Origin of the sequence: Sporosarcina sp. A2 (genome assembly GCF_050858885.1) — a bacterium.
In the GTDB taxonomy this organism is placed as follows: Bacteria; Bacillota; Bacilli; order Bacillales_A; family Planococcaceae; genus Sporosarcina.
Window position 1 is genome coordinate 1,217,955 of sequence record NZ_CP193898.1, and the last position, 26,844, is coordinate 1,244,798.

The following is a 26,844-nucleotide window of genomic DNA, read 5'->3' on the forward strand; positions in this document are numbered from 1 at the left end:
CCTGTAAAATAAGTATAGACGAAACGCCTATTTCTTATAATGATCAAAGATTTATAATAGATGGTAAGGAGAGGTGACTGACGTGTTATTTGAAAACGATTTCATTGTGCTTACCCGTAATGAAAATACGATAACTATGCTTACTAAAAAAAGTGGATTTCCAATAAAATCATTTGATAAAATCACGCAAGAATTACCTCGATTAAAAATTATATCCTTTCCAGATTTACGGCGAGCCCTTTCAACTGAAGGAAATGAAGAAGAGATCGCTACTTATGCACCTGCTATCGAAATCATAGTGTCATCCGATAAAATGAAAGCAGAGGCAGAGATTTATTTAAATATAGATGAAATTGAAGAGCGAAAAGCAGAACTTCCCAACTTAGTGGCTGAGGCGCTCAACAAAAAAGGAATTGCACCCGGTCAATATGCAATACATTGGGATGCTTTCAAACCAAGACAATCCATAATCGTGGCTGAAGGAAAACAACCTCTTCAAGGAGAAGATGCGATTATTACTTACATAGAAATTCCAGAACGGCGACCTGTAATTCGCGAAGACGGCTCCGCAGACTATTATGAAATGAACTTTGTAACCCCTATAAAAAAAGGCGACTGGTTAGGGGAGAAAATCCCTGCGCAAGATGGTATTTCAGGAATGGATATCTTCGGAAACGAAATTCCAGGTAAAAAAGGATTAGATAATAAATTGTATTACGATAGAAAGTCTATCGAGGAAGTCGATGAAGGCGATAAAATTGTACTCCGTGCTAGTTATGGGGGAGTGCTTGAGTTTGAAAATGGAATTGTAGGGATTGGAAAGCAATTAGTCATTAATGGAGATGTAGGGCCTGAAACAGGTTCCATCACGTTCGACGGGACTGTTGTTATTACGGGTACCATTTTAGCTGGGTATAGTGTCAATGCTACGGGAGATATTTCCGTTGGTGCAAGAGAGGGCGTCACTAATGCAAAAGAGTTGAGATCTGAACAAGCAGACATCTATATTCAGGGCGGCATTTTCGGTGGGGGAACAACTGTTTTAGAAGCTAAAGGAACAATTTTCATTAAGCATGCCAACGATTGTAGCTTGTTTGCGCACACAGTCCAAGTTGGCTCCTATTTACTCGGCTGCGAAGTGATGGCAGACTACGTTTATGTGGATCGTCATAAGGGCAGGATTATCGGTGGAAACGTAGAAGGTACATACAAAATTGAATGTGCAATAGCGGGGAACCAGCACGAGCGTTCAACGCTATTAACTTCAAGAGGGGTCGACAAAGAAGCTCTTCATCTTGATGTGCAAAAAATGGCACAGTCCATTAAAAACTTGCAAAAACAAATTTTAAGTTTAGAAACACACGTTGAACCATTAGAGAAAATAAAAAATTCCCTAATAGGACCGCAGCGCGAAGCATACGATAAGATTCAAGAGACCCTTAATATGAGTCGGGAAGAAACGTTTGTGCTCGACCAAGCTATTCAATCAAACTTAAGGATTATGAAAACTGCGGTTGCTCCGCAAATCGAGATCACACATCAAGCGAATCCGGGTGTAACGATTCAAATTGGCACAAAGACTTCTGTTATCGGATCCGTTACAAAAGGTGTTTTTGAAATGATGGATGGGGTATTAAATATCTAAGTTAAAATGTATTCAGGAGGCTGATCGATGTCTGTTCGTGACAACTTAAATGGACGACGTGAAGTATTCGCGCACAGAGGTGCTTCAGGAAAATACTTTGAGAATACAATGAAGGCATTTTATGGGGCTGTGAAGGATGGCGCTGATGGGATTGAGTTGGACGTTCAGCGATCCAAGGATGGGGTGTTTTTTGTGATTCATGACTCGGAGCTTTCTAGATTATCAGGGGTCAATAAACAGATAGCCGAGTTGGATGCCGCAGAAATTCTACAGCTTCGTATCGGTAAGCGATTTTTGAGAGGTTTTTCCGGTAGTGAAATCCCAACTCTTTCTTCAGTTGTTTCCTTTGCATCTATAGAAGGGATCGGACTAAATATAGAGCTGAAAGAGACCATCTCTGAACACCCTGATTGCTTACCTGAGCTCTTAGATCAGATTTCAATACTTGATAATGTTTACGTGTCTTCGTTCGATTATAACTTGATTCAAAAGGTGAAACAAATAGACTCTACGATGGAAGCTGGATTACTGTTAAAAAAGACAATGCTGGCGGATAAAGAGCTGACTGATTATCCGTCGGCAGATGCATTTCACTTCCACAAACGAATGATGAAAGAACCCTATTTGTCGATGTGGAGCCAAACAAAGAAAACCATACGTGTTTATGGTGTTGACGGAAATGAAGCGTTCGTCAAAGATCCTCCCGATTTCATAGATGGTTGGATTACTGATTATCCAGATCGTTTTCAATTGAGTTGAATAAGTAAATAAAAACAGAAGACTCGGCGAATTCGCCATGTCTTCTGTTTTTATTTCTTCTTTTTTTGAATTCTACCTGTTCGCTGATCTCGTCTGAACAAAAAACCAGCAAAAAAGCCTATGCCGATTGCAAGTAACAGAAACCCTGCAACAAATTGCAACCATATGTATGGGAATGCGCTAAATAGGACGCCAAATAATGCATCTCGCATCAGTTTAATACCAAGAGCAGCTGCAATACCTGGTATAATAAGTACTACGAACGCAGCTAAACGGGCCATATAAACCCCTCCAATCATTTTTAATTTTACCTGCTCTCGAAAGATTGTCAAGAAGCGAAGTATGATGTATGATGAAATTGGAAATGCAAAAGATTGCACAACGATGAAGGGGGATTGAACATCTTTGCAAAACGTATTGATTGTCGATGCGGACGAACATAGCATCCACGTATTACAGCGTCTTGAACAGTTCAATACCTATCAAATCATCGGTATTGCGAATCGTACAAAACAAGAGAACACAAATTTGCATGTGCAACAAAGCGATGTTCCTTATGGAATAGATCCTGAAGAATTTCTTTCAAATAAGGTACAGCTCGTTCTCGATTTTTCTGGAATTACTCCAATAACGTATACAGATAGCTATCCACATATAAAAGTAATCACGCAACCCGTGAGTCAATTGATCGTTCAGCTACTTGAAAAGGTAGTAAGCGAAGTACAGGCATATCAAACCGATATAGTGACCTACCAATCCATTTTTAACTCGGTAGAAGAGGGGATGGTAGGTATTGACGAAAAGGGGACCATTAATCTATTTAATGATAGCGCTTCCAAAATGCTCAAAATCCCTGTTGGAAAAGTACTCGGCAATCCGATTTTATCAATTATTCCATCTTCCGGATTACAAAATGTCTTGCAAAGTGGCATTACAGAATTAGATATTGAACTTCAATTAACAAACGGATTGGATATTATAAGTTCAAGATATCCACTCATGATGCCTGACGGCAGAATTGCTGGTGCGTTCGCTGTGTTTAAAGATGTGACCGGCGTAATTCGTACAGCAGAGGAAATCACAGATTTAAAACGAGTGAAAACAATGCTGGAAGCGATTATTCACTCAAGTGATGATGCCATTTCCGTTGTAGACTCGGATGGTCTCGGTATACTCGTGAATCCAGCTTATACCCGGCTGACTGGCTTGACGGAAAAGGAAGTCATTGGACAACCAGCCACCGTCGATATCAGTTCCGGTGAGAGCATTCATATGAAAGTTCTCGAAACGAAACGACCTGTTAGAGGCGTCACGATGCAGATTGGTGAAAATAATCGTGATGTAATTGTCAACGTAGCCCCAATCATCGTGGATCAACAAGTCAAAGGTAGTGTCGGTGTTATTCACGACATCACTGAAATGAGAAGTTTGATGAAACAATTGGATCATGCAAAAGCAATGATTCGTGAGTTAGAATCGACGTATACATTTGACGATATTATAGGTACTAACGAAGACTTGCTAATAGCAGTTGAACAAGCTAAGATTGCAGCGGCTTCAGATATCCCAATTATGCTTCGTGGTGAACCTGGCAGTGGTAAAGAGCTTTTCGCACATGCCATTCATACAGGTAGCAGACGGCATGAGGGAGATTTTATCCGGGTATCGTGCGCATCACTTACCGTAGATTCTATCGAGATGGCTTTGATTCATTCTACTAGCAAAGCTAAAGCGATTTCAGGTACGTTGTTTTTAGATGAAATTACAGAGTTGAAATTAGACGTCCAAATGAGATTACTAGAATATCTTCGTTCAGGAAGTATTATGGCAGCAGGTCTACCACGGCAAATTGGGATGCGAATAATAGCGTCATCTGCTGCGAGTTTAGAACGTGCCTTTCACGAGGGGATTCTCTCAGAGGACTTATACTATCTTTTGACAAGAATTTCTATCCGGATTCCGCCATTACGAACACGGACGGAAGATATTCCTTTAATGACCGATGTGCTTCTTGCGATGCTTAATCAGGAATTCGGGATGACCATCCATACTGTGACTTCGAAAGCGATGCAGAAACTTCAGGCGCAGCACTGGCCGGGAAATGTTCGAGAATTGGAAAACGTTTTAAGCCGTGCAATGATTTTATCGGAATCTGGAACTCATGAACTGGATGAAGAAGACATAACACGAGCTCTTTCTTCACGAAGTGAACAATCCAATGAATCTGCACTTCCTGAAGAGCGAACATTAGCCTCTCTCATGGAAGATCATGAAAAGCTATTGCTAGAAACATCATTAAAAGAGCATAACGGTCAAAAAGTAGTGACTGCAGATCGACTCGGTATTTCGCTTCGATCGTTATATTACAAGTTAGAGAAATATAAATTGATTTGACGAAAATAGAGGTGGCAGAATGCAAACATTGTCCGAACTAGTGAATCAAGCGGCTGCTTTATCGGACAGGCCGTGCACAGCAGTTGCGTGTGCTGCAGACACCGATGTATTGGAATCTGTTAATCTTGCCGTGTCGCGAGGCCTTGCAACGTTTAAACTGTTTGACGATAAAGAATTATTAATTGAAACCATTTCTATGAAATATCCTCAACTAGTCAATCATCCTGATATTGAGCTTATTGACAGTAAAGGAATTCAAGAAGCTGCACAATTAGCTGTCGAAGCAGTTTCTACAGGTAGTGCCCAGGTACTAATGAAAGGGAACCTTCCAACAGCAACCTTGATGAAAGCCGCACTTCAAAAAGAAGTAGGACTTCGAACGGGCAATGTCCTTTCACACGTTGCCGCATTTGAAATACCTGGATTTGATAAGTTATTTTTCATTTCCGATTCAGCGATGAACATTACACCCGATCTACAAGTGAAAGTGCAAATCATAGAAAATGCTGTTACTGTTGCTCGTGCTTGTGGTGTCAATATGCCAGTGGTAGTTCCTCTTGCCGCAGTTGAGGCCGTAAACCCTGCGATGCAAGCCACACTGGATGCAGCTTCCTTGACGATGATGAATCAGCGAGGACAGTTGGAAAATTGTATTGTCGAAGGCCCTATGGCTCTAGATAATGCCATTTCACCAGAAGCCGCTCACCATAAAGGGCTTTCTGGACCTGCAGCAGGAAAAGCCGATATTTTAATCGCGCCAAATTTAGAGGCAGGGAATATTCTCTACAAATCGTTAACCTACTTCGCTCGTGCGAAAGTAGGCGGAATCATCCAAGGTGCTTCCGCGCCGATTGTTGTGACGTCACGTGCAGATAGTGCGGAGACGAAACTTCACTCATTAGCACTTGCATTATTAGTAAGCAATAACTAATCGATTAACTGGAGGAATTACAAATGGAAATTATCAAATACATGGAAACTTATGACTACGAACAATTGGTGATCTGCCAAGACAAAACAACTGGACTTAAAGCATTCATCGCAATTCACGATACAACTCTGGGACCTGCACTTGGTGGAACTCGTATGTGGACATATAACAGTGAAGAAGAAGCAATTGAAGATGCTCTTCGTTTGGCACGTGGAATGACATACAAAAATGCTGCAGCTGGCTTAAACCTAGGTGGCGGTAAAGCAGTTATTATGGGTAACCCTAAAACGGATAAGAACGATGAAATGTTCCGTGCATTCGGTCGCTTCATTGAAGGACTGAACGGCCGTTACATAACAGCAGAAGATGTTGGTACAACTGAAGAAGATATGGACCTAATTCACCTTGAAACAAATTACGTAACAGGTGTTTCTGCAGAATTTGGTTCTTCAGGTAATCCATCTCCAGTTACTGCTCTAGGTGTTTTTGTTGGGATGAAAGCAGCAGCAAAAGAAGCGTTCGGTGATGATTCACTTAAAGGCAAGACAATCGCAGTTCAAGGTGTCGGTAACGTCGCTTATACAATGTGCGAGTACCTTCACGAAGAAGGCGCGAAATTGATTGTTACAGACATCAACGAAGAAGCAGTTCAACGTGCAGTTGACAACTTTGGAGCAACAGCTGTTGGCATCAATGATATCTATAGCGTAGACGCAGATATCTTCTCACCATGTGCGCTTGGAGCGGTCATCAATGATGATACAATCCCACAATTGAAAGCAAAAGTTATTGCAGGTTCTGCAAACAACCAGTTGAAGAATCCTGAACACGGAGACAAGATTCACGAAATGGGAATTGTTTACGCACCAGATTACGTTATTAACTCAGGTGGCGTTATTAACGTGGCGGATGAGTTGGATGGCTATAATCGTGAACGTGCACTACGAAAAGTCAACACAATCTATGAAACAATCGAGAAGATCTTTGCAATTTCTAAGCGTGATAACATACCTTCATACGTTGCTGCAGATCGTTTGGCTGAAGAACGTATCGAACGCGTTTCAAAAGCACGTAATACGTTCTTGCAAAGTGAGAAAAGCGTACTTTCCAATCGTCGATAAGCAACTTTTGAGCTGTGCTTTGAAAGGAGAGGAAGTTTGTGCACCCTTCTGTTGCTAGAATTTTAACGATAAACCCAGGCTCTACCTCTACAAAAATTGGTGTGTTCGATAATGATCAACTCGTCATGGAAGAGACATTGCGTCATTCTACTGAACAACTAGCACAGTTTTCTTCTATCACTGCGCAGTATGAGTTTCGAAAGTCGATGATTGTAGAAGAATTAAAGAAACATGATATTGAACTCTCTTCATTATCAGCAGTGTGTGGACGCGGTGGTTTACTGCGTCCCATCGCTGGTGGCACATATGCAGTAAATGATGCAATGCTCAATGATCTCCAAAAAGGATTCTCAGGACAGCATGCTTCGAATTTAGGCGGAATCCTTGCCAATGAAATAGCTGCTCATACAAAGATTCCAGCTTATATTGTCGATCCTGTTGTTGTAGATGAACTTCAACCTGTCGCTCGGGTATCTGGCTTTAACTTATTGCAGCGTCATTCAATTTTTCACGCGCTGAACCAAAAAGCGGTAGCACGTAGATATGCTTCACATACTGGTAAAAAGTATGAAGAGTTAAATCTGATTGTGACCCATATGGGCGGTGGGATTACTGTTGGCGTCCATCATCATGGGAACGTTATTGATGTCAATAACGGTCTGCATGGGGACGGTCCTTTTAGTCCTGAAAGAGCTGGAACGGTACCTGCAGGGGATTTAGTGGAAATTTGTTTTTCGGGTAAATACTACCGTCAGGAAATTATGGAGATGCTTGTCGGCAAAGGTGGTATGACAGGTTACCTTGGAACAAATGATGCGGTCCAAGTTGAACAGCGAATCGAATCAGGTGATGAGCGTGCAAAAGAAATCTATAGCGCCATGGCGTACCAGGTTGCTAAAGAAATTGGCAGTGCTGCAGCAGTACTACAAGGAAGAGTAGATGCAATCATCTTAACGGGTGGACTTGCATATGGAAAAGGATTTACACAGGAAATTCAATCGTATGTAGACTGGATAGCTAATGTCGTAGTTTTTCCGGGGGAAGACGAATTGCAGGCTCTTGCGGAAGGGGCAATCCGTGTTCTTACCGGTGAAGAAGAAGCAAAAGTATATCCATCACGACAGACAAACATAGAAATGGAGGCTGAACTTAATGGCACAAGAGTATGATGTTGTAATTCTTGGTGGTGGAACTGGTGGATATGTAGCTGCTATTCGTTCTGCTCAGCTCGGTTTGAAAACAGCACTCGTTGAAAAAGGTAAGTTAGGTGGTACGTGCTTACATAAAGGATGTATTCCTAGCAAAGCATTATTGAAAAGTGCTGAAGTTTATCAGCTTACGAAAGAGAAAGCGCAGAGTTTTGGTGTAGAAACTGAAGGCGTTACGCTAAATTTCTCAGCTGTTCAAGCTCGTAAACAGTCGATTGTTGATCAGCTCTATAAAGGCGTCCAAGGACTTATGAAAAAAGGGAAAATCGACGTCTATGAAGGAACTGGCAGAATGCTTGGACCTTCTATCTTCTCTCCAATGCCTGGAACCATTTCAGTCGAAATGAATAACGGAGAAGAAAATGAGATGCTCATCTTGAAAAACTTAGTCTTAGCAACAGGATCACGTCCTAGAACATTGCCAGGCCTCGAGTTAGATGAACAGCAGATTCTTTCTTCAGACGGTGCACTATCGCTTGATTCATTGCCATCTTCTATGCTAATCATCGGTGGTGGAGTCATCGGAATTGAGTGGGCTTCTATGCTCAATGATTTCGGAGTGGACATTACTGTAATTGAATACGCAGATCGGATTCTTCCTACAGAAGACGAAGATATTTCTAAAGAAATGAAAAAACTGCTTGAGAAAAAAGGCATAAATTTTGTGACAGGTGCAAAAGTGCTTCCTGAAACAGTAGAGAAATCTACTGACAGTGTGACGATTTCAGCTGAGATCGGAGATTCAACAGAGTCGTTCACAGCGGAGAAGGTATTAGTTTCTGTCGGTCGCCAAGCTAACACTGAAGGCATTGGAATCGACAATACAGAAATTGAAATAGAAAAAGGATACATTAAGACTCGTCCTACTTTCCAAACAAAAGAAAGTCATATTTATGCGATTGGTGATTGTATTGGTGGTCTTCAATTAGCACATGTTGCTTCTCACGAAGGAATTGCTGCAATTGAACACATTGCTAACCAAACTCCAGAACCAATGGATTATGAAAAAATTTCTCGTTGTATCTACTCAAGTCCTGAAGCAGCAAGTGTAGGAATTACCGAAAAACAAGCTAAAGATCGAGGCTTTACTGTTAAGATTGGTAAGTTTCCATTCCAAGCTGTCGGTAAAGCGCTTGTAAATGGTAAAGCGGATGGCTTTGTGAAAATTGTTGCCGATGAAAAAACGGACGATATTCTTGGAGTGCATATGATTGGTGCGGGTGTTACAGATATGATTTCTGAAGCAGGTCTAGCGATGGTCTTGGACGCAACACCATGGGAAATTGCAGATACCATTCATCCACATCCATCACTTTCTGAAGTAATTGGTGAAGCGGCATTAGCTGTAGACGGTAAAGCAATTCACATGTAAAAAGGGGGAAACACTGATGTCAACAAATCGCCACGAAGAGCTTGGGCTCACGAATGATGATGTACTACAAATCTATGAAACAATGTTAATGGCACGAAAAATAGATGAGCGTATGTGGTTACTTAACCGCGCTGGTAAAATCCCATTTGTAATTTCTTGTCAAGGTCAAGAGGCAGCTCAAGTAGGGGCAGCTTATGCGCTCGACAAAGACAAAGACTGGACTGCACCTTATTATCGTGACATGGGCGTTGTTTTACATTTCGGAATGACACCAAAAGATTTGATGTTGTCTGCATTTGCAAAAGCAGAAGATCCCAACTCAGGTGGACGTCAAATGCCAGGTCACTTCGGACAGCGCAAGAATCGTATCTTAACAGGATCTTCACCGGTTACGACACAACTTCCACATGCAGTTGGTGTTGCGCTTGCAGCAAAGATTAAAGGCGAAGACTTCATCACATTTACGACGCTTGGTGAAGGTTCATCTAACCAAGGAGATTTCCACGAAGGCATGAACTTTGCAGGAGTACACAAATTACCGACAGTTGTTATGGTAGAAAACAACAAGTATGCAATTTCGGTCCCTGTAGAAAAACAACTTGCTTGTGAAAACGTTGCGGATCGTGCAATTGGATATGGTATGCCTGGGACTACAGTTGATGGCACAGATCCATTAGCAGTTTATAAAGTCGTAAAAGAAGCTGCAGATCGAGCACGACGAGGAGACGGACCAAGTCTTGTCGAAGCAGTTTGTTATCGATTAACGGCTCACTCTTCTGACGATGATCATAGATTGTACCGGGATGCTGAAGAATTAGAAGCTGAGCGTAAACTTGATCCGATCCCTCAGTTTGCAAATTATTTGAAAGAACTTAACGTGCTTACAGAAGAGTTGAATACTGAGATTGAAGAGCGCATTATGAAGCAAGTGAACGAAGCGACAGACTACGCTGAGGCTGCACCATATGCTGAAGCAGAATATGCACTTCGTCACGTTTATGCGGAACAAGGAGGGAACGACTGATGGCGGTCATTTCATATATCGATGCAATTACAAGTGCTATGGCAGAAGAAATGGAACGTGACGAAAATGTTTTCGTATTAGGTGAAGACGTTGGTCGTAAAGGCGGAGTCTTCAAAGCGACAACAGGTCTCTATGACAAATACGGAGAGTACCGTGCGCTCGATACTCCTCTAGCAGAGTCAGCAATTGCGGGTGTTGCTATTGGTGCAGCAATGTACGGTATGCGCCCAATTGCTGAAATGCAGTTTGCAGATTTCATCATGCCAGCTGTTAACCAGATTGTTTCGGAAGCTGCAAAAATTCGTTACCGTTCTAATAATGATTGGTCTTGTCCACTTGTTGTACGTGCTCCATTCGGCGGTGGCGTCCACGGTGCGCTCTATCATTCACAGTCTGTTGAATCGATGTTTGCAGGAACTCCAGGTCTTAAAATAGTAATTCCATCGACTCCATACGATGCAAAAGGTTTGTTGAAGGCGGCAATCCGTGACGACGATCCGGTTCTGTTTTTTGAACATAAACGTGCGTATCGGTTAATAAAAGGCGAAGTTCCTGAAGAGGAATATGTCATTGAAATCGGAAAAGCGGACGTCAAACGTGAAGGTGAAGACATTACAATCATCACTTATGGTCTTTGTGTCCACTTTGCTTTACAGGCTGCAGAACGTCTTGCTGAAGACGGGATTTCAGCACATATCCTTGATTTAAGAACGATTTATCCATTGGATAAAGAGTCAATCATTGAAGCGGCTAAGAAGACTGGTAAAGTTCTTCTTGTAACAGAAGACAATAAAGAAGGTAGCATCATAAGTGAGGTTGCTGCGATTATTTCTGAACACTGTCTTTTCGATTTGGATGCTCCCATACAGCGTTTAGCTGGACCAGATATTCCTGCGATGCCATATGCACCAACAATGGAGAAATTCTTTATGGTGAATCCGGACAAAGTAGAAAAAGCTGCGCGAGACTTAGCTGAATTTTAATTATGAACGGAGGGGAATCTTGTGGCAATTGAATCAATAAAAATGCCTCAACTCGGTGAGAGTGTAACAGAAGGTACGATTGAAAAGTGGCTTGTGAAGCCAGGTGATCATGTAGAAAAGTATGATTCACTTGCAGAAGTGAATACAGATAAAGTAACAGCTGAGGTGCCTTCATCTTTCACAGGGACGATAAAAGAAATCCTTGTACAAGAAGGTCAAACAGTCGCAGTTGGTGAAGTGGTATGTACGATGGAAACTGAAGGTGGAAGTAGTGAGCCTGCTGAAGCGGCACCTGCTAAGAGCGAACCGGCTAATGAAATGCCAGCCGAAGGTTCTGAGAAGCCTAAGAGTCCTGTAAAGAAAGAAAAAGGGGCAGCAGCTGGACGGTACTCTCCAGCAGTCCTTCGTCTATCTCAAGACCACGACATCAATCTATCAGATGTAGATGGCTCAGGTCGGGACGGACGTATTACTCGTAAAGATATCCAAGCGATTATAGATAGTGGTGTAAAACCACAACCGACATCAGCAGCAACTGAAGCTTCAACTCAAGCAGCTGTTCAGCAATCTGCACCAGTAGCGCCCATAGCAAGTGCTCCTGCACAAGGAACGACAAATGTACCTGTTGCACCTGGCGATATTGAAATTCCAGTTACAGGAGTTCGACGGGCTATTGCCAATAACATGTTGAAGTCGAAACACGAAGCACCGCATGCGTGGACGATGATTGAAGTTGACGTTACTGAAATGGTGAAATATCGCGATTCATTAAAAGTTGAATTCAAGCAAAAAGAAGGATTTAACATAACGTATTTCGCATTCTTCGTGAAGGCCGTTTCTCAAGCATTGAAAGAATTCCCAATGATGAATTCAATGTGGGCAGGCGATAAAATCGTTCAGAAGAAAGACATCAACATTTCAATTGCTGTAGCGACAGACGATGCATTGTATGTCCCTGTTATCCAGCAAGCAGACGAAAAAACAATTAAAGGCATTGGCCGTGAAATTACAGAACTTGCAGGAAAAGTTCGTTCCGGCAAGCTGAAGTCATCTGAAATGCAAGGCGGTACATTTACTGTCAATAACACTGGATCATTTGGTTCTGTTCAGTCAATGGGAATCATTAATCATCCACAAGCAGCAATTTTGCAAGTAGAGTCCATCGTGAAACGTCCTGTTGTTATGGACAACGGAATGATCGGTGTACGAGACATGGTTAACTTATGTCTATCATTGGATCACCGTGTATTAGACGGACTTGTTGCTGGACATTTCTTAGCTCGAGTGAAACAAATACTAGAAAATGTATCACCTGAAACAACATCCGTCTACTAAGCTAGACATCGCAACCCCCTCGGCCATAGAAAGAATGGACGTGGGGGTTGTCTTTTCAAAGAGGAATGTTTTAGGTACACTGGAGTTAACTAGTAATTTAAGGGAGGGATTCAAGTGAGTAATTCAGACATACATAAAATGATGGAACAACAATTTCAGCTTCCAAATCATGAAGAATGGGTAGAAGTAGCGGAACGTTCGTTGAAAGGAAAAACGCTAGATTCGTTAAAAACCGAGACCGCAGAAGGAATTACATTAAATCCACTGTATACAAATCAAAATCGTAAATCTGAAAATGTTCGACCTACAAAACGTAAATGGACGATTGCACAACCTTCATTTGGTAACACGGGATGTGACTGGCTAACATCAATGAAAGACAGTCTTGAAAAAGGGAATGAAGCAATTTATCTAGATGGACGCATGCCGATAGAGTGGGGTGATGCTTCTATTGAAGGACTTGCGGAACTAATGCTGCTTCATCCGATTACATTCATCCATATCACTTCAGATGACCGTGTGTTAACTGTTTTTGACCGAATTCAGCTTATAGATCGACATCAAGTTTCAGGATTGCTACTAGCAACAGAATATGAGTTATCCGCTGATTATCGAAACGTTAGGTCTGAAGGGATTGACCTGGAATCCATTCATATGAACGGTGCTGATAGCGTTACAGAATTAGCTTTTGCACTGACACGCGCTGCAGAACTTGCAACGAAATACACTTCCTTTGAAGAGTTTTCTGAAGAAGTCTTTTTCAGATTCCCTGCAGATACTCATTTCTTTATGGAAATCTCAAAATTTAGAGCGTTCCGTACATTGTGGGAGCTATTCTGTAGTGCATATGATTCCCAAGAACGGATTGCTGTCCCAATCCTTGGCGTGACTTCATTACGCTCTTTTTCAAAAATTGATCCGTATGTGAATTTACTTAGAGCTGGTAATAGTGCGTTTTCAGCGGTTCTTGGAGGTACTGACTGGCTAACGGTTTATCCGTATAACGAATTGATTGGAGAGACATCACAATCTCTTCGCTACGCTCGAAATGTACAACTAATTATACGAGAAGAATCTCATGCTGATAAAATCGCCGATCCTGCAGGCGGTTCATATTTCATTGAACAACTGACAGAGGAACTCGTTCGAAACGCATGGCAACGTTTCCTTGAATTAGTTGAGAGTGGCGGTACTCAAGCATTTTTACAATCAGATCAACTGCACGTGCTTGCAGAAGAACGGAAAAATAAGACAGCTACAGGAAAGACATCACTCATTGGAACAAGTGTCTATGCAGACGCATCAAGTCAATTTGTTGATGGAGATGCCGTTATAAACGGCAAGGGACGCCCAGCTTATCCATTTGAAGAACTTAGGAAACGAGCTGCAAACCAACCAATCGATATACGACTGCTTGTGTTTGGTAGTTTGAAATCCTATAAGCCACGTGCGGATTTCGCAGCTGGTTTTCTTGCGACTGCTGGCTTAAGTGCAACACATAGTCCAGCATTTGAAGATACACAATCAGCTATCGATTGGATGACTGTTGAAAAACCAGATTACGTAATTCTATGTGCTGACAAAGAAATGACGGAACAAGTCGCTGGTGAAGTTAGTTCAAAAAAGCCGATAGGTGTTTTGTTGGATGTAGCAGGTCAAGTAAGTGAAGAACTTACTGAGGATTGGAAAGCTCGGGGACTTGACGGGTTTGTTTATAATGGTCAAAATCGCATCCAAAAAATAACTCAAGTTCTCGATAGATGTAAAGGAGGTGCTACCGTATGAAAAAGCCAGATTTTAGCAAAGTGAATGTGAATCGTGATGCACAACTCGAAGAACCCTTTCGTAAAGACGGTGCAGAGACGTTCCTAACAAATGAAGGCATTGACGTAAAACCTCTTTATACAGCTCAAGACATTGATAAACTGAATCATCTTGGGGACTTTCCAGGGATTGCACCTAATACCAGAGGTCCTTATCCCACGATGTATGTCGCGCGTCCTTGGACGGTTCGACAATATGCAGGATTCTCTACTGCTGAAGAAAGTAATGCCTTTTACCGTCGGAACCTAGCGATGGGTCAAAAGGGATTGTCGGTCGCATTTGACTTGGCAACGCATCGAGGCTATGACTCCGACCATCCACGTGTAACAGGGGACGTTGGTAAAGCGGGAGTAGCAATTGACTCGGTTGAAGATATGAAGATTTTGTTCGACGGGATTCCACTTGATCAGATGTCTGTGTCGATGACGATGAACGGAGCGGTTCTCCCAATTATGGCGTTTTATATTGTGGCTGCCGAAGAACAAGGAGTTTCACCGGAACAGCTTGCTGGAACAATTCAAAATGACATTCTAAAAGAATACATGGTTCGGAATACGTACATTTTCCCTCCTGAAATGTCGATGCGTATCATCGCGGATATTTTTGACTATACGTCAAAGTATATGCCGAAATTCAACTCAATTTCTATATCTGGTTATCATATGCAAGAAGCGGGTGCGACAGCAGACATCGAATTGGCTTACACGCTCGCGGACGGACTGGAGTATGTGCGGACAGGACTGAAGGCCGGAATCGATATTGACTCATTTGCTCCAAGATTATCGTTTTTCTGGGCAATTGGCATGAATTATTTCATGGAAATAGCTAAAATGCGCGCTGCTCGGATTATTTGGGCGAAAATGATGAAAACGTTTGAACCCAAGAACTCGAAGTCACTAGCACTTAGAACGCATTCGCAAACGTCAGGATGGAGTTTGACAGAACAAGATCCATTTAACAATGTAACGCGCACATTAATTGAAGCAAATGCTGCTGCAATGGGGCATACACAGTCATTGCATACGAACGCGTTAGACGAAGCAATTGCATTACCGACAGATTTCTCTGCGAGAATTGCGAGAAATACGCAACTGTTCTTACAAGAAGAGACTATGATGACGAAAACCATTGATCCTTGGGGTGGTTCGTATTACGTCGAGTCGCTAACGAATGATCTTATTGAAAAAGCATGGGAATTGATTGAGGAGATTGAAGAATTAGGTGGAATGGCGAAAGCGATCGAAACCGGTCTTCCGAAAATGAAAATCGAAGAAGCAGCTGCTAAACGCCAAGCGAAAATCGATTCAAAAAGCGAAACGATTGTTGGCGTCAACAAGTATCGGTTAGATCAAGAAGAACCGATTGATATTTTAGATATAGATAATACGCTAGTTCGTCAAAAGCAAATCGACCGAATCCTTCGCATGAAAGAAGAGCGTGATGATGAGTCGGTCAAGCAAGCTCTTCTCGAAATTACCGAAAGCGCTAAACTTGGAACAGGCAATCTACTTAATCTTGCTGTAAACGCAGCTAGATTACGGGCAACAATAGGGGAAATCTCAGACGCGATTGAGGAAGTTTCTGGCAGACACAAAGCCATCATTCGATCAGTCAGCGGTGTTTATAGTCAAAACTTCTCAAACACGGAAGAAATCGATGAAGTGAAGTCTATGACCGACGAGTTTCTTGAAAATGAAGGTCGTCGTCCACGAATTTTAGTCGCAAAAATGGGGCAAGATGGACATGACCGAGGCGCAAAAGTAATCGCTTCGTCTTTCGCTGACCTTGGTTTTGACGTTGACATCGGCCCTCTATTCCAAACACCTGAAGAAACAGCGTTACAAGCCGTGGAAAATGATGTGCATGTCATTGGTGTAAGTTCTCTTGCAGCAGGTCATAAAACACTCGTTCCAGCACTACGGGCAGAACTCGCGACGATTGGAAGACCAGACATTCTAGTCATAGTCGGAGGTGTAATTCCTGCGCAAGATTATGAATTCCTTCGTGAGAATGGGGCGGCCGCAATATTTGGTCCAGGAACTGTAATCCCTGTCGCTGCACAAAAAGTAATTGAAGAGATTTATCGTCAACTTGGATACGAGGAAGTGATGGAGTGAACCAACGTGATGGAGAGGAGCAGAAAGAAACCGCTCTCAACGTTATGGAAGGTCTGCATTCGTCACATGATGGTATGAAGTCTGTGAAAAGAAGAAAATTCAAACGAAACAAAGCACCGATTGAAATTGGTGAGCTTGCAAAAGGAATTTCTGAAGGCTCTAGGTTGAGTCTCGCAAAAGGGATTACGCTCTTAGAAAGTTTGGCAATTCACGACAAGCCAGTCGGACAGGAACTGCTTCGAATGTTGCTTCCTTCTACGGGAAACAGCATACGTATCGGCGTTACAGGTGTGCCTGGCGCTGGAAAAAGCACATTTATCGAAGCGTTTGGGCTGATGCTGACGAAGGCTGGGCATAAAGTGGCTGTTCTTGCGGTTGACCCAAGTTCCTCTATAACTGGAGGGAGTATATTAGGGGACAAAACTAGAATGGAATTGCTGGCGCGTGATTCGCAGGCATTCATCCGTCCTTCCCCGACAGCGGGTACACTTGGCGGAGTCCATCGAAAAACACGCGAGACAATGCTGTTGTGTGAAGCGGCTGGATATGATGTTATCCTCGTAGAAACTGTAGGCGTGGGACAATCTGAAACGGCGGTCCGTGAGATGACAGATTTCTTTCTATTGCTTGCATTAACAGGTGCTGGAGATGAACTACAGGGCATGAAAAAAGGCATTATGGAATTAGCGGACGGTATTATTGTTCATAAGGCTGATGGTGATAACCTTCGACTCGCAAATAAGACGGTGCGGGAGTATCGTCAACTCGCTCACTTCTTGCAGCCTGCAACTCCAGGATGGACGACGCGTGCATTACCTGTTTCTTCCCTAAAGGAGACGGGCATGTTGGAGACGTGGGTAATGATAAAAGAATTTAAGTGCCTTATGGAGCAATCCAATTATTGGACAGATAGACGTCAAGCCCAAACACGGAGCTGGTTCTATTCGATGATCCATGATCACCTGATTGACTCGTTTTACGCAGAACCAGGCCGTAAACTGCAAGTTTCTAATTTTGAGCAGAAGTTATTGAATGGTCAAGTGACAGTTGCGGGTGCGGTGAAGGAATTATTTGAGCAGTCTCCAAAAAAATCTGATTAGTTCCGAAAGCTCGAGAACCTGAGGAATTGCCGAACAGTTTTCATCCAACTCGTAAACTGGTATAATAGATGTAGTACGCATCAAAGGGGGACAATTATATGTCAATGGATTTTAATTTCTATATGGACGATATAACTAGCCAGGCTCGTGGAGAAATGGAAGCGGGGGGCTATGAGCAATTGAAAACTGCGGATGACGTAGAGACTGCTATAAAACGTGAAGGTACAACTCTATTCATGGTCAACTCAGTTTGTGGATGTGCAGGCGGTATCGCAAGACCAGCAGCACTTCACGCAATTCATTATGATAAGCGTCCGGATCATTTAGTAACTGTATTTGCTGGACAAGACAAAGAAGCAACTGCACAAGCACGTATGCATTTCGGAGATTACCATTTACCCTCTTCTCCTTCGTTCGTCTTGATGAAAGATGGAGAATTCGTAGCAGAAGTTGGACGTCATGAAATCGAAGGCCACGATCCAATGTCTGTTGTGACAAACTTGCAAGATCAGTTTGAACAGTATTGCGAAGAACTATAAAAAACAGACCGGCATCAGTGTGACTGATGCCGGTCTGCATTTTCATGTCTTCTATTAGAATAGTGTGCTGAGACCGAATAATACGCTAGAAGCAACCATAGCTACGATCATAATAATGACAATTGTTTTTTGAACTTTTTTATTGCTCATGTGCAAAAACCCCTTAATTGGTTTGATACTTTTAGTTTAACAGAATCTGCAGAATTCTCAACTGGTGGCACATTAATTTACGAGCGGGTACAATAGAAGAGGGGGTGCTATCATGGAAAAAGTTGATCATATCGGAATAGCGGTAAAAAGTCTAGATCATTCATTAGATTATTATATACATACACTTGGTTTGAAACTATTAGGGATAGAAAAAGTACCGCAACAGCATGTTACTGTAGCTTTTCTAGATGCTGGCAATATAAAGCTTGAATTGCTTGAACCCATTGGTACTGAAGGAGCCGTTGCAAGTTTTATAGAAAAACGTGGCGAAGGGGTCCATCATATCGCATTTGGCGTGAGCAATATTCGAGAGCGGATGGAAGAATTAAAAACACACGGTGTACGATTGCTGCAAGATGAACCGAAAATAGGTGCTGGCGGAGCGGAAGTTGCGTTCATGCATCCAAAATCGTCGTTTGGTGTTCTTTATGAATTGTGTGCCAAACGCTCATTGGGGGATGAGTAAGTTGGATATATACGAGAAGATTAATGAATTATATGATAAGAAACGTGAAATTGAGTTAGGTGGCGGCGATGATCGAATTGCTCGCCAACATGAAAAAGGAAAACTGACAGCGCGTGAACGAATCGACTTGTTAGTCGATGAAGGTACGTTTGTCGAGTTAAGCCCATTTGTCGTCCATAGAACGCGGGATTTCGGAATGGATAAGATGGAAGGTCCTGGCGATGGTGTCGTTACAGGATATGGTAAGGTTAACGGCCGGCCAATCTACTTGTTTTCACAAGACTTTACGGTATTTGGTGGTGCACTTGGTGAAATGCACGCCATGAAGATCGCAAATGTGATGGATCTTGCGGCTAAAAATGGTGCTCCATTCATCGGGTTGAATGACTCAGGTGGTGCGAGAATTCAAGAAGGTGTTGTTTCCCTAGATGGCTACGGAGAGATCTTCTATCGCAATTCGATTTACTCAGGCGTTATACCCCAAATATCTGTGATATTAGGCCCGTGTGCTGGTGGAGCTGTCTATTCACCTGCAATTACGGATTTCGTATTTATGACGGATGTGACGAGCCAAATGTTCATCACAGGACCTAAAGTGATTGAAACCGTGACAGGCGAAAAGATTTCATCTGAAGACTTAGGAGGCTCTAAAGTGCATAACGCAATTAGCGGAAATGCGCACTTCCGAGGACCAGATGAGCAGTCAGTACTTAAAGAGGTACGTCGATTACTTACCTATCTGCCACAAAATAATGAAGAAAAAACTCCGATGCAATGCGTATCTAGCGACGATGATTATCGTCCGGATTTAGCTGATGTTGTTCCGTATGAAACAATTCGTCCTTATGATGTGCGAAAAGTCATCGAGCAGATTGCAGATACAGACTCATTTATGGAAGTGCAAAAAGAATTTGCACGGAATGCGGTAGTAGGATTTGCGAGAATTAAAGGAGAAGCAGTTGGTTTTGTCTGTAATCAGCCGAAAGTAATGGCAGGCGGATTGGATATCGATTCTTCCGATAAAATCTCAAGATTCATCCGCACATGTGACTCTTTTAACATCCCACTAATAACGTTTGAAGATGTTACTGGCTTTTTCCCTGGAGTAAAGCAAGAACACGGAGGCATTATTCGTCATGGAGCAAAAATTCTCTACTCCTACTCAGAAGCAACAGTGCCTAAAATTACGGTAATTCTTCGTAAAGCTTTTGGTGGAGCATATGTAGCGCTCAATTCTAAAGCGATTGGTGCAGATTTAGTGTTCGCATGGCCAAATGCGGAAATAGCAGTGATGGGCGCTGAAGGCGCTGCAAATATTATATTTGCTAGAGATATTGCGGCTAGTGAAGATCCTGAAGCGATGAGAGCGGCTAAAATTGCTGAATATCGAGAGAAATTCTCGAATCCATATACAGCTGCGGCGACAGGAATGGTCGATGATGTCATTGATCCGCGGGAAACACGTATTAAATTAGTACAAGCACTCGATATGATGCGAAATAAAAAAGAACAACGACCTAAAAAAAAGCATGGCAATATGCCACTATAAGAGGAGAGAAATTCTATGAACTACGAACGCATGCTAGATGAATTTTTTGAATTGGTGAAGATTGACTCTGAAACGTTACATGAAGAACAAATTGTTGGTGTTTTGAAAGAGAAAATGGAACAAATGGGCTTCGAGGTTGTAGAAGATGATTCAAAAGAACGGACGGGACACGGTGCTGGGAACTTAATCGCTACAATGAAAGGATCAGTACCAGAAGCAGACCCGATTTACTTCACAAGCCACATGGACACAGTGACTCCAGGTGTTGGTATTGAACCTGTCTTAAAAGAAGATGGCTACATTTACTCTGCAGGGGATACGATTCTAGGATCTGACGACAAAGCAGGTCTTGCCGCGTTGTTTGAGATGATGCGAACGTTAAAAGAAAGTGGAGAAGCGCACGGTGATTTACAATTCATTATTACTGCTGGAGAAGAGAGCGGTCTTGTCGGTGCTCGTGAAATCGATCGTACACTGATGAACGCAAAATATGGCTATGCCGTTGACAGTGACGGTAAAGTAGGTGGAATTGTGACTGCAGCCCCTTATAATGCGAAGTTAAAGACCGTTATTCATGGTCGCACTGCACACGCAGGCGTTGAACCTGAAAAAGGGATTTCAGCAATCACAATTGCAGCAAAATCTGTTGCCGCTATGAAACTTGGTCGAATCGACTCAGAGACAACTGCTAATATCGGCATGTTTACCGGTGGACAAGCAACGAATATTGTTTGTGATGAAGTGAATATCGTATCTGAAGCCCGTTCGATTAATTATGAAAAATTACAGGCGCAGACAGAGCATATGGTTCAAGCATTTGCTGAGACTGCTGAAAAAATGGGCGGTTCTGCAACAACTGACGTTCAGCTAATGTCACCAGGATTCCAATTTAATGAGAATGATGAAGTTGTGCAAGTCGCTTCTGAAGCGATTCGTGCCATCGGTCGTAACCCTGAATTGAAAATGAGTGGCGGCGGTAGTGATGGTAACATCTTTAATGGACATGGCTTCCCGACTGTAACTTTATCTGTTGGTTATGAAGAAATTCATACTAAAAATGAGCGTATGCCTGTTGAAGAGTTAAACAAACTTGCAGATCTTCTCCTTGAAATCGTACGCACCGTTACAAAGCGTGGAAAGAAGGCTTAATGATATGGGGAGTTTGAAAGCAATTGTTGTCCGTTGTGGCAATGAAGAATATGCAATTCCAGTAGAACAGACGGTTTCTATTGAAGAATTGGAGAAAGTAAATCCGATACCTCATTTAGCTGAATACCTTCTTGGCTTAATGAAGATACGTGGAGAACTTGTTCCTATTTTAGATTTCCAGCAAATCTTATATGGTAACTCAGCAAAAGATGATCCGATTGCAAAAGTGGTTGTTGTCCAAACTGAAGGTGTCTTCTTCGGATTGCTTGTCCTTGAAGCGAAAGAGATTCTGGATATTGATGAAGACAGTTTGACAACCAAAGGATTAATGGCCTATTCAAAAACTCCTTATTTCTCATCTGTCGCGAATTTGGAAAATCGGATTATTACTATAATTGATCCGACAATTCTTTCCGAGACACTTGCAGGAATGGAAGACATTACGGATTACGTTGGTCAGCAAGTTTCTGAAAAGGCGTAACTGTTTAAACCGGGGAGCTCGCTGCCCGGTTTTTTCTTGAAAGTAGGAGGGAAGTAAATGGATCGCAAAGGGCACATCTACCGCCGGGTAATTCTCCACTTGGATATGAACTGTTTCTTTGCATCTGTTGAACAAGCTCATAATCCGGAATTGAAAGGCCTCGCCCTCGCTGTCGCTGGGAATCCTAAAGCGCGACGTGGCATTCTTGTCACATGCTCCTATGAAGCACGTGCTTTCGGTGTATATACAACCATGACCGTAGGGGAAGCAAAGCGACTATGTCCAGAACTTGTATTGGTGCCACCTGATATGGAAAAGTATCGTCAAGCATCAAAAGCTGTATTTGATATTTTGCGAACGTATACCGATTTAGTCGAACCAGTATCCATCGATGAAGCCTATATTGACATTACGGATATAGGTGGATTGCAAGACGCGATGGGGATTGCGAAAAATATGCAAGAACGGATATTAGGTGAACTCGATTTACCTTGTTCGATAGGTATCGCACCGAATAAATTTTTAGCCAAAGCAGCTTCAGACATGAAAAAACCTATGGGAATAACAATTCTGAGGAAACGCGAAGTTTCAACTGTATTGTGGCCGCTACCCGTAATTGAAATGCATGGAATTGGAAAAAGTAGCGCTGAAAAACTTGCTCAAGCTGGTATTAAAACAATTGAGGATCTTGCTAGTGCAGATGATTTAAAGATGAAACTGACATTAGGTAAACGAGGACTGTTATTAAAGCAACGTGCTAATGGAAATGACGATCGATTAGTAGATCCTGAGGCATCTGCAGAACGAAAGAGTGTTGGAAGTTCAACTACATTAGCTGTCGATGAGACTGAATTGGAACCATGTTTAGCGGTATTTGACAAGCTTGCTGAAAAAGTCGCAGGTCGTTTAGAAACCCAGCAACTCGCGGGTACTGTGATTTCAATTCAAATGCGAACATCGGCATGGCGCAACCAGTCAAGAAGTAAGACGGTGTTAAATCCATTATATAAGCAGCAGGAAATATACAATGAAGCATCACAATTATTTCGTCTCCATTGGGACGAAGAACCGATTAGACTATTGGGAATAACAATATCGAATGTAATCCCTTTTGAAGAATTACACGAACAGTTGTCGTTTGATAATTACGAGCGGCATGCAAAAGAGGTGTCCATGGAAAAGCTCGTTTCTACTATGAACGAACGATTTGGTCCAGGGACAATTCATAAAGGCAAACAATAGAAGGGAGGTATAGGCAATGGAACTTCAATTTTTAGGTACAGGAGCAGGAATGCCTTCTAAGTTGCGCAATACAACTTCAATCGTTTTAAATTTATCTTCAGAAGAACGAGGCTATTGGATGTTTGACTGCGGGGAAGCGACCCAACATCAAATGCTTCACACTACGTTGAAACCCCGGAAAGTAACCAAAATGTTTATTACTCATCTCCATGGAGATCACTTGTTTGGGATTCCTGGATTTATCGGATCTCGTTCCTTTTTAGGGGGGGATAGCCCTCTAGATATCTATGGTCCTGTAGGCATTGAAGAATGGATTCAGACGACGTTACGACTGACAAAAACGCATTTAACATATCCACTCAGAATCCACGAGATTATTGAAGAAGGTGTGGTATTTGAGGATGATGAGTTCGTTATTACAGCAAGAGAATTGGCACATGTAATTCCTTGTTTTGGTTTTCGAATCGTTCAAAAACCGTTAGCAGGCAAATTGCTGATCGATAAAGCAATTGCTGCTGGGGTTCCAAAAGGTCCGATGTTACAGCAATTGAAAAGTGGAAACGATGTGAGATTGGAAGATGGAACTGTTGTATCCAGTGAATCTGTCATCGGTGAACCAAAGCCTGGATTTGTCGTCACAATTTTAGGTGATACGAGTGTATGTGAAGCGTCGATAGAGCTTTCACAAGGTGCAGATATTGTTGTACACGAAGCGACGTTTAACGAAGAAACAGGACAGTTAGCGAAAGATTTTGGGCATTCAACGATACAACAAGCTGCGGAAGTTGTGAGAGTGGCGGGTGCAAAAGCGCTTGTTGCAACACATATCAGTTCACGCTTTCTGCCGAGTGACATCGATGCATTTCAGAAAGAAGGCCAAGAAATCTTCCCGAATGTCTTTGTAGCAAATGACTTTGCCCAATATTCATTGGAGCACGGGCAAGTCGTGGAAAGCGTATTTAAAAAATAATTGATTAACAAAGAAACCACAACTACATTTATATAGTTTAATTGTTAGATGAATGGTAAAAAGTTAAATAAAAGTCCAATTCAATCCAAATTTGAACATCAATTTGCACCGCATTTAGCGGTGTTTTTTCATATTCAAAAAGGCATTTTTGGATATCTCTGGTATAATGATGTTGAGATAATATAAAGATTCTTCGTGTTCTGCGATCCCGCCAAACGAAACGATTGCTTTGCGCCACAGATGGCACGCTTTCCGAGGGGTGTGGCTTGGGCCTCCTTGGTTGCGAAAACATGCATCCTACGGGGTCTTAAGACGAACACATATCCCTTCGGAGTCGGCCATCTTTCGCTCCAAGTAATAGAGCATATGTATGGAATAGTTTATTCAACATTTGGGCCATTTTAAGGACTCATTACTTTTCATAAGAGTATAGGTTGACATAAGGAATAAATATACGAAGCTTTATTTTTAAAAATCGTATTTCCTTGAGTAGGAGGTGCTGGAAGAATGTTTTTAGGTAGTTTTATTGCTTGTCTATTTGTCAGTGTTATTTGCTTTTCATTCAGCTATTTAATTTGGAGGAAAAAGGAATTCTCATTAATATCTGGATACAACGAAAAAACGTATAGTGGCGATAGAGAAAAGTTAGCTAAGGGAATTGGGCTATTGTCACTCGGAACCGGTATCTTAACGTTTTTTCTGCCGTTCGGATTGGAGTTTATCGGTTCTATTACAGGCATGTTATACGGAATCATTGTTGTCGTTAGTACAGGAATTTGTTTTGTGTATATAAAATCTAATAATAAATAAAAATGTACAATATCTCACCAAATTAAATGTGGGAAATTGAACTTACACTAAATGGGGCATTTTTGGTCAGCGACTGCCCTTCTATTGAGCCAAATAATTAAGGGGGAAAAGAAATGTCGCAATCTATAATTTTTGATATGGATGGAACACTTTTTCAAACAGATACAATATTAGAAATATCACTTGATGATACTTTTGAACATTTACGATCAATGGATATATGGAATGGAGCGACGCCAATTCAGCAATATCGTGAAATTATGGGGGTTCCTTTACCACGAGTTTGGGAAACTCTATTGCCTGATCACTCTACTAAAGAAAGAGAATATACGGATACGTATTTTCTTGAAAAATTACTTGGAAATATAAGAAATGGGAATGGTTCTTTGTATCCTAATACAAAGGAAGTTTTAAGTTATTTACATAAGAATAATTTTTCAATCTACATAGCAAGTAATGGTTTAACCGTATACTTAGAAGCAATAGTGAGTCATTATAACTTGGACAATTGGATTACAGAGACATTTAGTATCCAACAAATTGATTCATTAAATAAATCAGACCTGGTTATGAGTATTGTGAAAAAGTATGGAATTACCAATGCTGCACTGGTAGGTGATCGCTTATCAGATATAAATGCAGCTAAGGATAATGGGTTAATTTCAATAGGATGTAATTTTGATTTTGCGAAAGAAGATGAACTTTCTCAGGCTCATATGGTAATAGATGATTTAATTGAGCTAAAAACAATGTTACCTAAATTGATTATCTAACTATTCTGTTCTTCAATGGACCGGGGCGTTAACTAAACACCTGTTGCGCGCCAAACGGGCCATTTAAAGAAAGTTAAGTATACGAAGGAGAATCAATTCTTTTAGTTTCGAATCAGTTGATCTTGAATCATGGAATTTGTAGGGGGTAAGCAGAATGAAAATAACTAGCCTGTCTTTAGCAGTCATTGTATTAGTTCTAGGTGTTTACGGGTTAGTCACTGACAATTATGTTGCAATGCCTTATTTGGAGTTATTTGCTGGCTTATTGTTTTTAGTTTTAGGACTCATCCAGTTTCATGAAAATCGCAAAGTCATTGGTATCTTCTTGCTGGTTGTCTCTGGTTTTTCACTTTTCGTAAGTATCGTAGGCTTAATGTGAATATTCTGAACACCATAATGGGAGGGAATTATTTAACAAGGATTTGAACCCTTGTGAGCAACCAGGTCAACATTGCAAAAAAATGGGCTAAGGAATTGGATAGTGAAATACAACCTTTTCTCAGGAAGCATTTTGAAGGAAACACTGAGGTCTACATTATCTTCGAAGACAAGGTTGGAAAAAGGTTGGGTATTGTTCCAAACGATCCTAAAAGTTATAAAGATTTCGATGTTGCTGCAACTATTCATTTGACAATTCCCGGGAAAGAAAATGCTGACGATAAGAAACTTTTTAACGAATTTGTATCATTTCTAAAAAATGAGGATAAATTGCAACATGGTTCGGTGATCGTAGCCTATATTGCTGAAAATGGCGTGATTTTAGAGGACGGTGAATGGAGAAAAGAGTTTTAGAAGAGATACTTTTTCTTCAATCCGGGTGCGATTCCAGAACAGGACTTGCC

Annotated in this window: 26 protein-coding genes; 24 read left to right on the forward strand and 2 right to left on the reverse strand. The window is 41.7% G+C overall.

Translation table 11 applies throughout. The annotated features are described in order from the left end of the window. The first annotated feature begins 82 nt into the window (after nt 1-82). The gene (locus tag ACRPI0_RS05950; protein WP_432355381.1) at nt 83-1,645 is read left to right on the forward strand and encodes a DUF342 domain-containing protein; all 1,563 of its coding nucleotides are present in this window, start codon (nt 83-85) and stop codon (nt 1,643-1,645) included. Between the two features lie 27 nt (nt 1,646-1,672). Then, nucleotides 1,673-2,404, forward strand: coding sequence for a glycerophosphodiester phosphodiesterase (locus tag ACRPI0_RS05955; RefSeq protein ID WP_432355382.1), 732 nt, complete (start codon nt 1,673-1,675; stop codon nt 2,402-2,404). A gap of 50 nt (nt 2,405-2,454) precedes the next feature. Here the strand turns inward: ACRPI0_RS05955 and ACRPI0_RS05960 are convergent, their stop codons facing one another. Continuing rightward, entirely contained in the window at nt 2,455-2,685 is a 231-nt protein-coding gene (locus ACRPI0_RS05960; protein ID WP_432355383.1) for a DUF2627 domain-containing protein, read from the reverse strand. Between the two features lie 124 nt (nt 2,686-2,809). Here ACRPI0_RS05960 and ACRPI0_RS05965 point away from each other — a divergent pair, with 124 nt between their 5' ends. From ACRPI0_RS05965 to ACRPI0_RS06020, 12 genes are all read left to right on the forward strand, one after another. Next, on the forward strand, nt 2,810-4,798 hold the full coding sequence (locus ACRPI0_RS05965; RefSeq protein ID WP_432355384.1) for a sigma 54-interacting transcriptional regulator: 1,989 nt from the start codon (nt 2,810-2,812) through the stop codon (nt 4,796-4,798). 19 nt (nt 4,799-4,817) lie between these two features. Next, a complete protein-coding gene (locus ACRPI0_RS05970; RefSeq protein ID WP_432355385.1) occupies nt 4,818-5,729 on the forward strand; it encodes a bifunctional enoyl-CoA hydratase/phosphate acetyltransferase in 912 nt (303 codons plus the stop codon). 23 nt (nt 5,730-5,752) lie between these two features. Beyond that, complete coding sequence (locus tag ACRPI0_RS05975) at nt 5,753-6,850, forward strand: Leu/Phe/Val dehydrogenase (protein WP_432355386.1); 1,098 nt, start codon at nt 5,753-5,755, stop codon at nt 6,848-6,850. Between the two features lie 38 nt (nt 6,851-6,888). Next, a complete protein-coding gene (gene buk / locus ACRPI0_RS05980) occupies nt 6,889-8,019 on the forward strand; it encodes a butyrate kinase (protein ID WP_432355387.1) in 1,131 nt (376 codons plus the stop codon). Beyond that, nucleotides 8,003-9,430, forward strand: a complete 1,428-nt coding sequence (gene lpdA, locus ACRPI0_RS05985) for a dihydrolipoyl dehydrogenase (protein ID WP_432355388.1) — start codon at nt 8,003-8,005, stop codon at nt 9,428-9,430. The genes buk and lpdA overlap by 17 nt, the downstream gene beginning before the upstream one ends. Before the next feature lie 16 nt (nt 9,431-9,446). Continuing rightward, entirely contained in the window at nt 9,447-10,454 is a 1,008-nt protein-coding gene (locus ACRPI0_RS05990; protein ID WP_432355389.1) for a thiamine pyrophosphate-dependent dehydrogenase E1 component subunit alpha, read from the forward strand. Beyond that, the gene (locus ACRPI0_RS05995) at nt 10,454-11,437 is read left to right on the forward strand and encodes an alpha-ketoacid dehydrogenase subunit beta (protein WP_432355390.1); all 984 of its coding nucleotides are present in this window, start codon (nt 10,454-10,456) and stop codon (nt 11,435-11,437) included. Before ACRPI0_RS05990 ends, ACRPI0_RS05995 begins: the two co-directional genes overlap by 1 nt. 21 nt (nt 11,438-11,458) lie before the next feature. Continuing rightward, nucleotides 11,459-12,772: a dihydrolipoamide acetyltransferase family protein gene (locus tag ACRPI0_RS06000; RefSeq protein WP_432355391.1), complete on the forward strand. Its 1,314-nt coding sequence runs from the start codon at nt 11,459-11,461 to the stop codon at nt 12,770-12,772. A 114-nt stretch (nt 12,773-12,886) separates the two neighbouring features. Then, nucleotides 12,887-14,557, forward strand: a complete 1,671-nt coding sequence (locus ACRPI0_RS06005) for a methylmalonyl-CoA mutase family protein (protein ID WP_432355392.1) — start codon at nt 12,887-12,889, stop codon at nt 14,555-14,557. Then, nucleotides 14,554-16,713, forward strand: coding sequence for a methylmalonyl-CoA mutase (scpA, locus tag ACRPI0_RS06010; protein WP_432355393.1), 2,160 nt, complete (start codon nt 14,554-14,556; stop codon nt 16,711-16,713). The genes ACRPI0_RS06005 and scpA overlap by 4 nt, the downstream gene beginning before the upstream one ends. A gap of 44 nt (nt 16,714-16,757) precedes the next feature. After that, a complete protein-coding gene (meaB, locus tag ACRPI0_RS06015) occupies nt 16,758-17,813 on the forward strand; it encodes a methylmalonyl Co-A mutase-associated GTPase MeaB (protein WP_432355895.1) in 1,056 nt (351 codons plus the stop codon). Between the two features lie 98 nt (nt 17,814-17,911). After that, complete coding sequence (locus ACRPI0_RS06020) at nt 17,912-18,352, forward strand: BrxA/BrxB family bacilliredoxin (protein WP_432355394.1); 441 nt, start codon at nt 17,912-17,914, stop codon at nt 18,350-18,352. A gap of 54 nt (nt 18,353-18,406) precedes the next feature. Here the strand turns inward: ACRPI0_RS06020 and prli42 are convergent, their stop codons facing one another. Next, nucleotides 18,407-18,502 carry a stressosome-associated protein Prli42 gene (gene prli42, locus ACRPI0_RS06025; RefSeq protein ID WP_432355396.1) on the reverse strand — a complete coding sequence of 32 codons (96 nt, stop codon included), beginning with the start codon at nt 18,500-18,502 and terminating at the stop codon, nt 18,407-18,409. A gap of 112 nt (nt 18,503-18,614) precedes the next feature. Between prli42 and mce the strand changes: the two genes are divergently transcribed. The 10 genes from mce (at nt 18,615) to ACRPI0_RS06075 (ending at nt 26,794) form a co-directional block, all read left to right on the forward strand. Then, a complete protein-coding gene (mce, locus tag ACRPI0_RS06030; RefSeq protein WP_432355397.1) occupies nt 18,615-19,028 on the forward strand; it encodes a methylmalonyl-CoA epimerase in 414 nt (137 codons plus the stop codon). Between the two features lies 1 nt (nt 19,029). Beyond that, nucleotides 19,030-20,577, forward strand: a complete 1,548-nt coding sequence (locus ACRPI0_RS06035; RefSeq protein WP_432355398.1) for an acyl-CoA carboxylase subunit beta — start codon at nt 19,030-19,032, stop codon at nt 20,575-20,577. A gap of 15 nt (nt 20,578-20,592) precedes the next feature. Next, nucleotides 20,593-21,726 (forward strand): M20/M25/M40 family metallo-hydrolase, encoded by a 1,134-nt coding sequence (locus tag ACRPI0_RS06040; protein ID WP_432355400.1) that lies wholly within the window; start codon nt 20,593-20,595, stop codon nt 21,724-21,726. 4 nt (nt 21,727-21,730) lie between these two features. Further along, a complete protein-coding gene (locus ACRPI0_RS06045) occupies nt 21,731-22,207 on the forward strand; it encodes a chemotaxis protein CheW (RefSeq protein ID WP_432355402.1) in 477 nt (158 codons plus the stop codon). Between the two features lie 57 nt (nt 22,208-22,264). Beyond that, the gene (locus ACRPI0_RS06050) at nt 22,265-23,449 is read left to right on the forward strand and encodes a DNA polymerase IV (protein ID WP_432355403.1); all 1,185 of its coding nucleotides are present in this window, start codon (nt 22,265-22,267) and stop codon (nt 23,447-23,449) included. A 16-nt stretch (nt 23,450-23,465) separates the two neighbouring features. Then, entirely contained in the window at nt 23,466-24,419 is a 954-nt protein-coding gene (gene rnz, locus ACRPI0_RS06055; protein WP_432355404.1) for a ribonuclease Z, read from the forward strand. Between the two features lie 507 nt (nt 24,420-24,926). Beyond that, nucleotides 24,927-25,229 (forward strand): DUF3784 domain-containing protein, encoded by a 303-nt coding sequence (locus ACRPI0_RS06060; RefSeq protein WP_432355405.1) that lies wholly within the window; start codon nt 24,927-24,929, stop codon nt 25,227-25,229. A 113-nt stretch (nt 25,230-25,342) separates the two neighbouring features. After that, nucleotides 25,343-26,002, forward strand: coding sequence for an HAD hydrolase-like protein (locus ACRPI0_RS06065; protein ID WP_432355406.1), 660 nt, complete (start codon nt 25,343-25,345; stop codon nt 26,000-26,002). 154 nt (nt 26,003-26,156) lie between these two features. Further along, nucleotides 26,157-26,381: a DUF3953 domain-containing protein gene (locus tag ACRPI0_RS06070; protein ID WP_432355407.1), complete on the forward strand. Its 225-nt coding sequence runs from the start codon at nt 26,157-26,159 to the stop codon at nt 26,379-26,381. Nucleotides 26,382-26,434: 53 nt separating this feature from the next. Beyond that, nucleotides 26,435-26,794, forward strand: coding sequence for a hypothetical protein (locus tag ACRPI0_RS06075; protein ID WP_432355408.1), 360 nt, complete (start codon nt 26,435-26,437; stop codon nt 26,792-26,794). Nucleotides 26,795-26,844: the final 50 nt, after the last annotated feature.

Coding starts and splice junctions, on each gene's coding strand:
- ACRPI0_RS05955 (WP_432355382.1), top strand. CDS start 1,673: ATGTCTGTTCGTGACAACTTAAATGGACGACGTGAAGTATTCGCGCAC.
- ACRPI0_RS05960 (WP_432355383.1), bottom strand. CDS start 2,685: ATGGCCCGTTTAGCTGCGTTCGTAGTACTTATTATACCAGGTATTGCA.
- ACRPI0_RS05970 (WP_432355385.1), top strand. CDS start 4,818: ATGCAAACATTGTCCGAACTAGTGAATCAAGCGGCTGCTTTATCGGAC.
- ACRPI0_RS05975 (WP_432355386.1), top strand. CDS start 5,753: ATGGAAATTATCAAATACATGGAAACTTATGACTACGAACAATTGGTG.
- lpdA (WP_432355388.1), top strand. CDS start 8,003: ATGGCACAAGAGTATGATGTTGTAATTCTTGGTGGTGGAACTGGTGGA.
- ACRPI0_RS05990 (WP_432355389.1), top strand. CDS start 9,447: ATGTCAACAAATCGCCACGAAGAGCTTGGGCTCACGAATGATGATGTA.
- ACRPI0_RS05995 (WP_432355390.1), top strand. CDS start 10,454: ATGGCGGTCATTTCATATATCGATGCAATTACAAGTGCTATGGCAGAA.
- scpA (WP_432355393.1), top strand. CDS start 14,554: ATGAAAAAGCCAGATTTTAGCAAAGTGAATGTGAATCGTGATGCACAA.
- meaB (WP_432355895.1), top strand. CDS start 16,758: ATGGAAGGTCTGCATTCGTCACATGATGGTATGAAGTCTGTGAAAAGA.
- ACRPI0_RS06020 (WP_432355394.1), top strand. CDS start 17,912: ATGTCAATGGATTTTAATTTCTATATGGACGATATAACTAGCCAGGCT.
- prli42 (WP_432355396.1), bottom strand. CDS start 18,502: ATGAGCAATAAAAAAGTTCAAAAAACAATTGTCATTATTATGATCGTA.
- mce (WP_432355397.1), top strand. CDS start 18,615: ATGGAAAAAGTTGATCATATCGGAATAGCGGTAAAAAGTCTAGATCAT.
- ACRPI0_RS06040 (WP_432355400.1), top strand. CDS start 20,593: ATGAACTACGAACGCATGCTAGATGAATTTTTTGAATTGGTGAAGATT.
- ACRPI0_RS06045 (WP_432355402.1), top strand. CDS start 21,731: ATGGGGAGTTTGAAAGCAATTGTTGTCCGTTGTGGCAATGAAGAATAT.
- ACRPI0_RS06050 (WP_432355403.1), top strand. CDS start 22,265: ATGGATCGCAAAGGGCACATCTACCGCCGGGTAATTCTCCACTTGGAT.
- rnz (WP_432355404.1), top strand. CDS start 23,466: ATGGAACTTCAATTTTTAGGTACAGGAGCAGGAATGCCTTCTAAGTTG.
- ACRPI0_RS06060 (WP_432355405.1), top strand. CDS start 24,927: ATGTTTTTAGGTAGTTTTATTGCTTGTCTATTTGTCAGTGTTATTTGC.
- ACRPI0_RS06065 (WP_432355406.1), top strand. CDS start 25,343: ATGTCGCAATCTATAATTTTTGATATGGATGGAACACTTTTTCAAACA.
- ACRPI0_RS06070 (WP_432355407.1), top strand. CDS start 26,157: ATGAAAATAACTAGCCTGTCTTTAGCAGTCATTGTATTAGTTCTAGGT.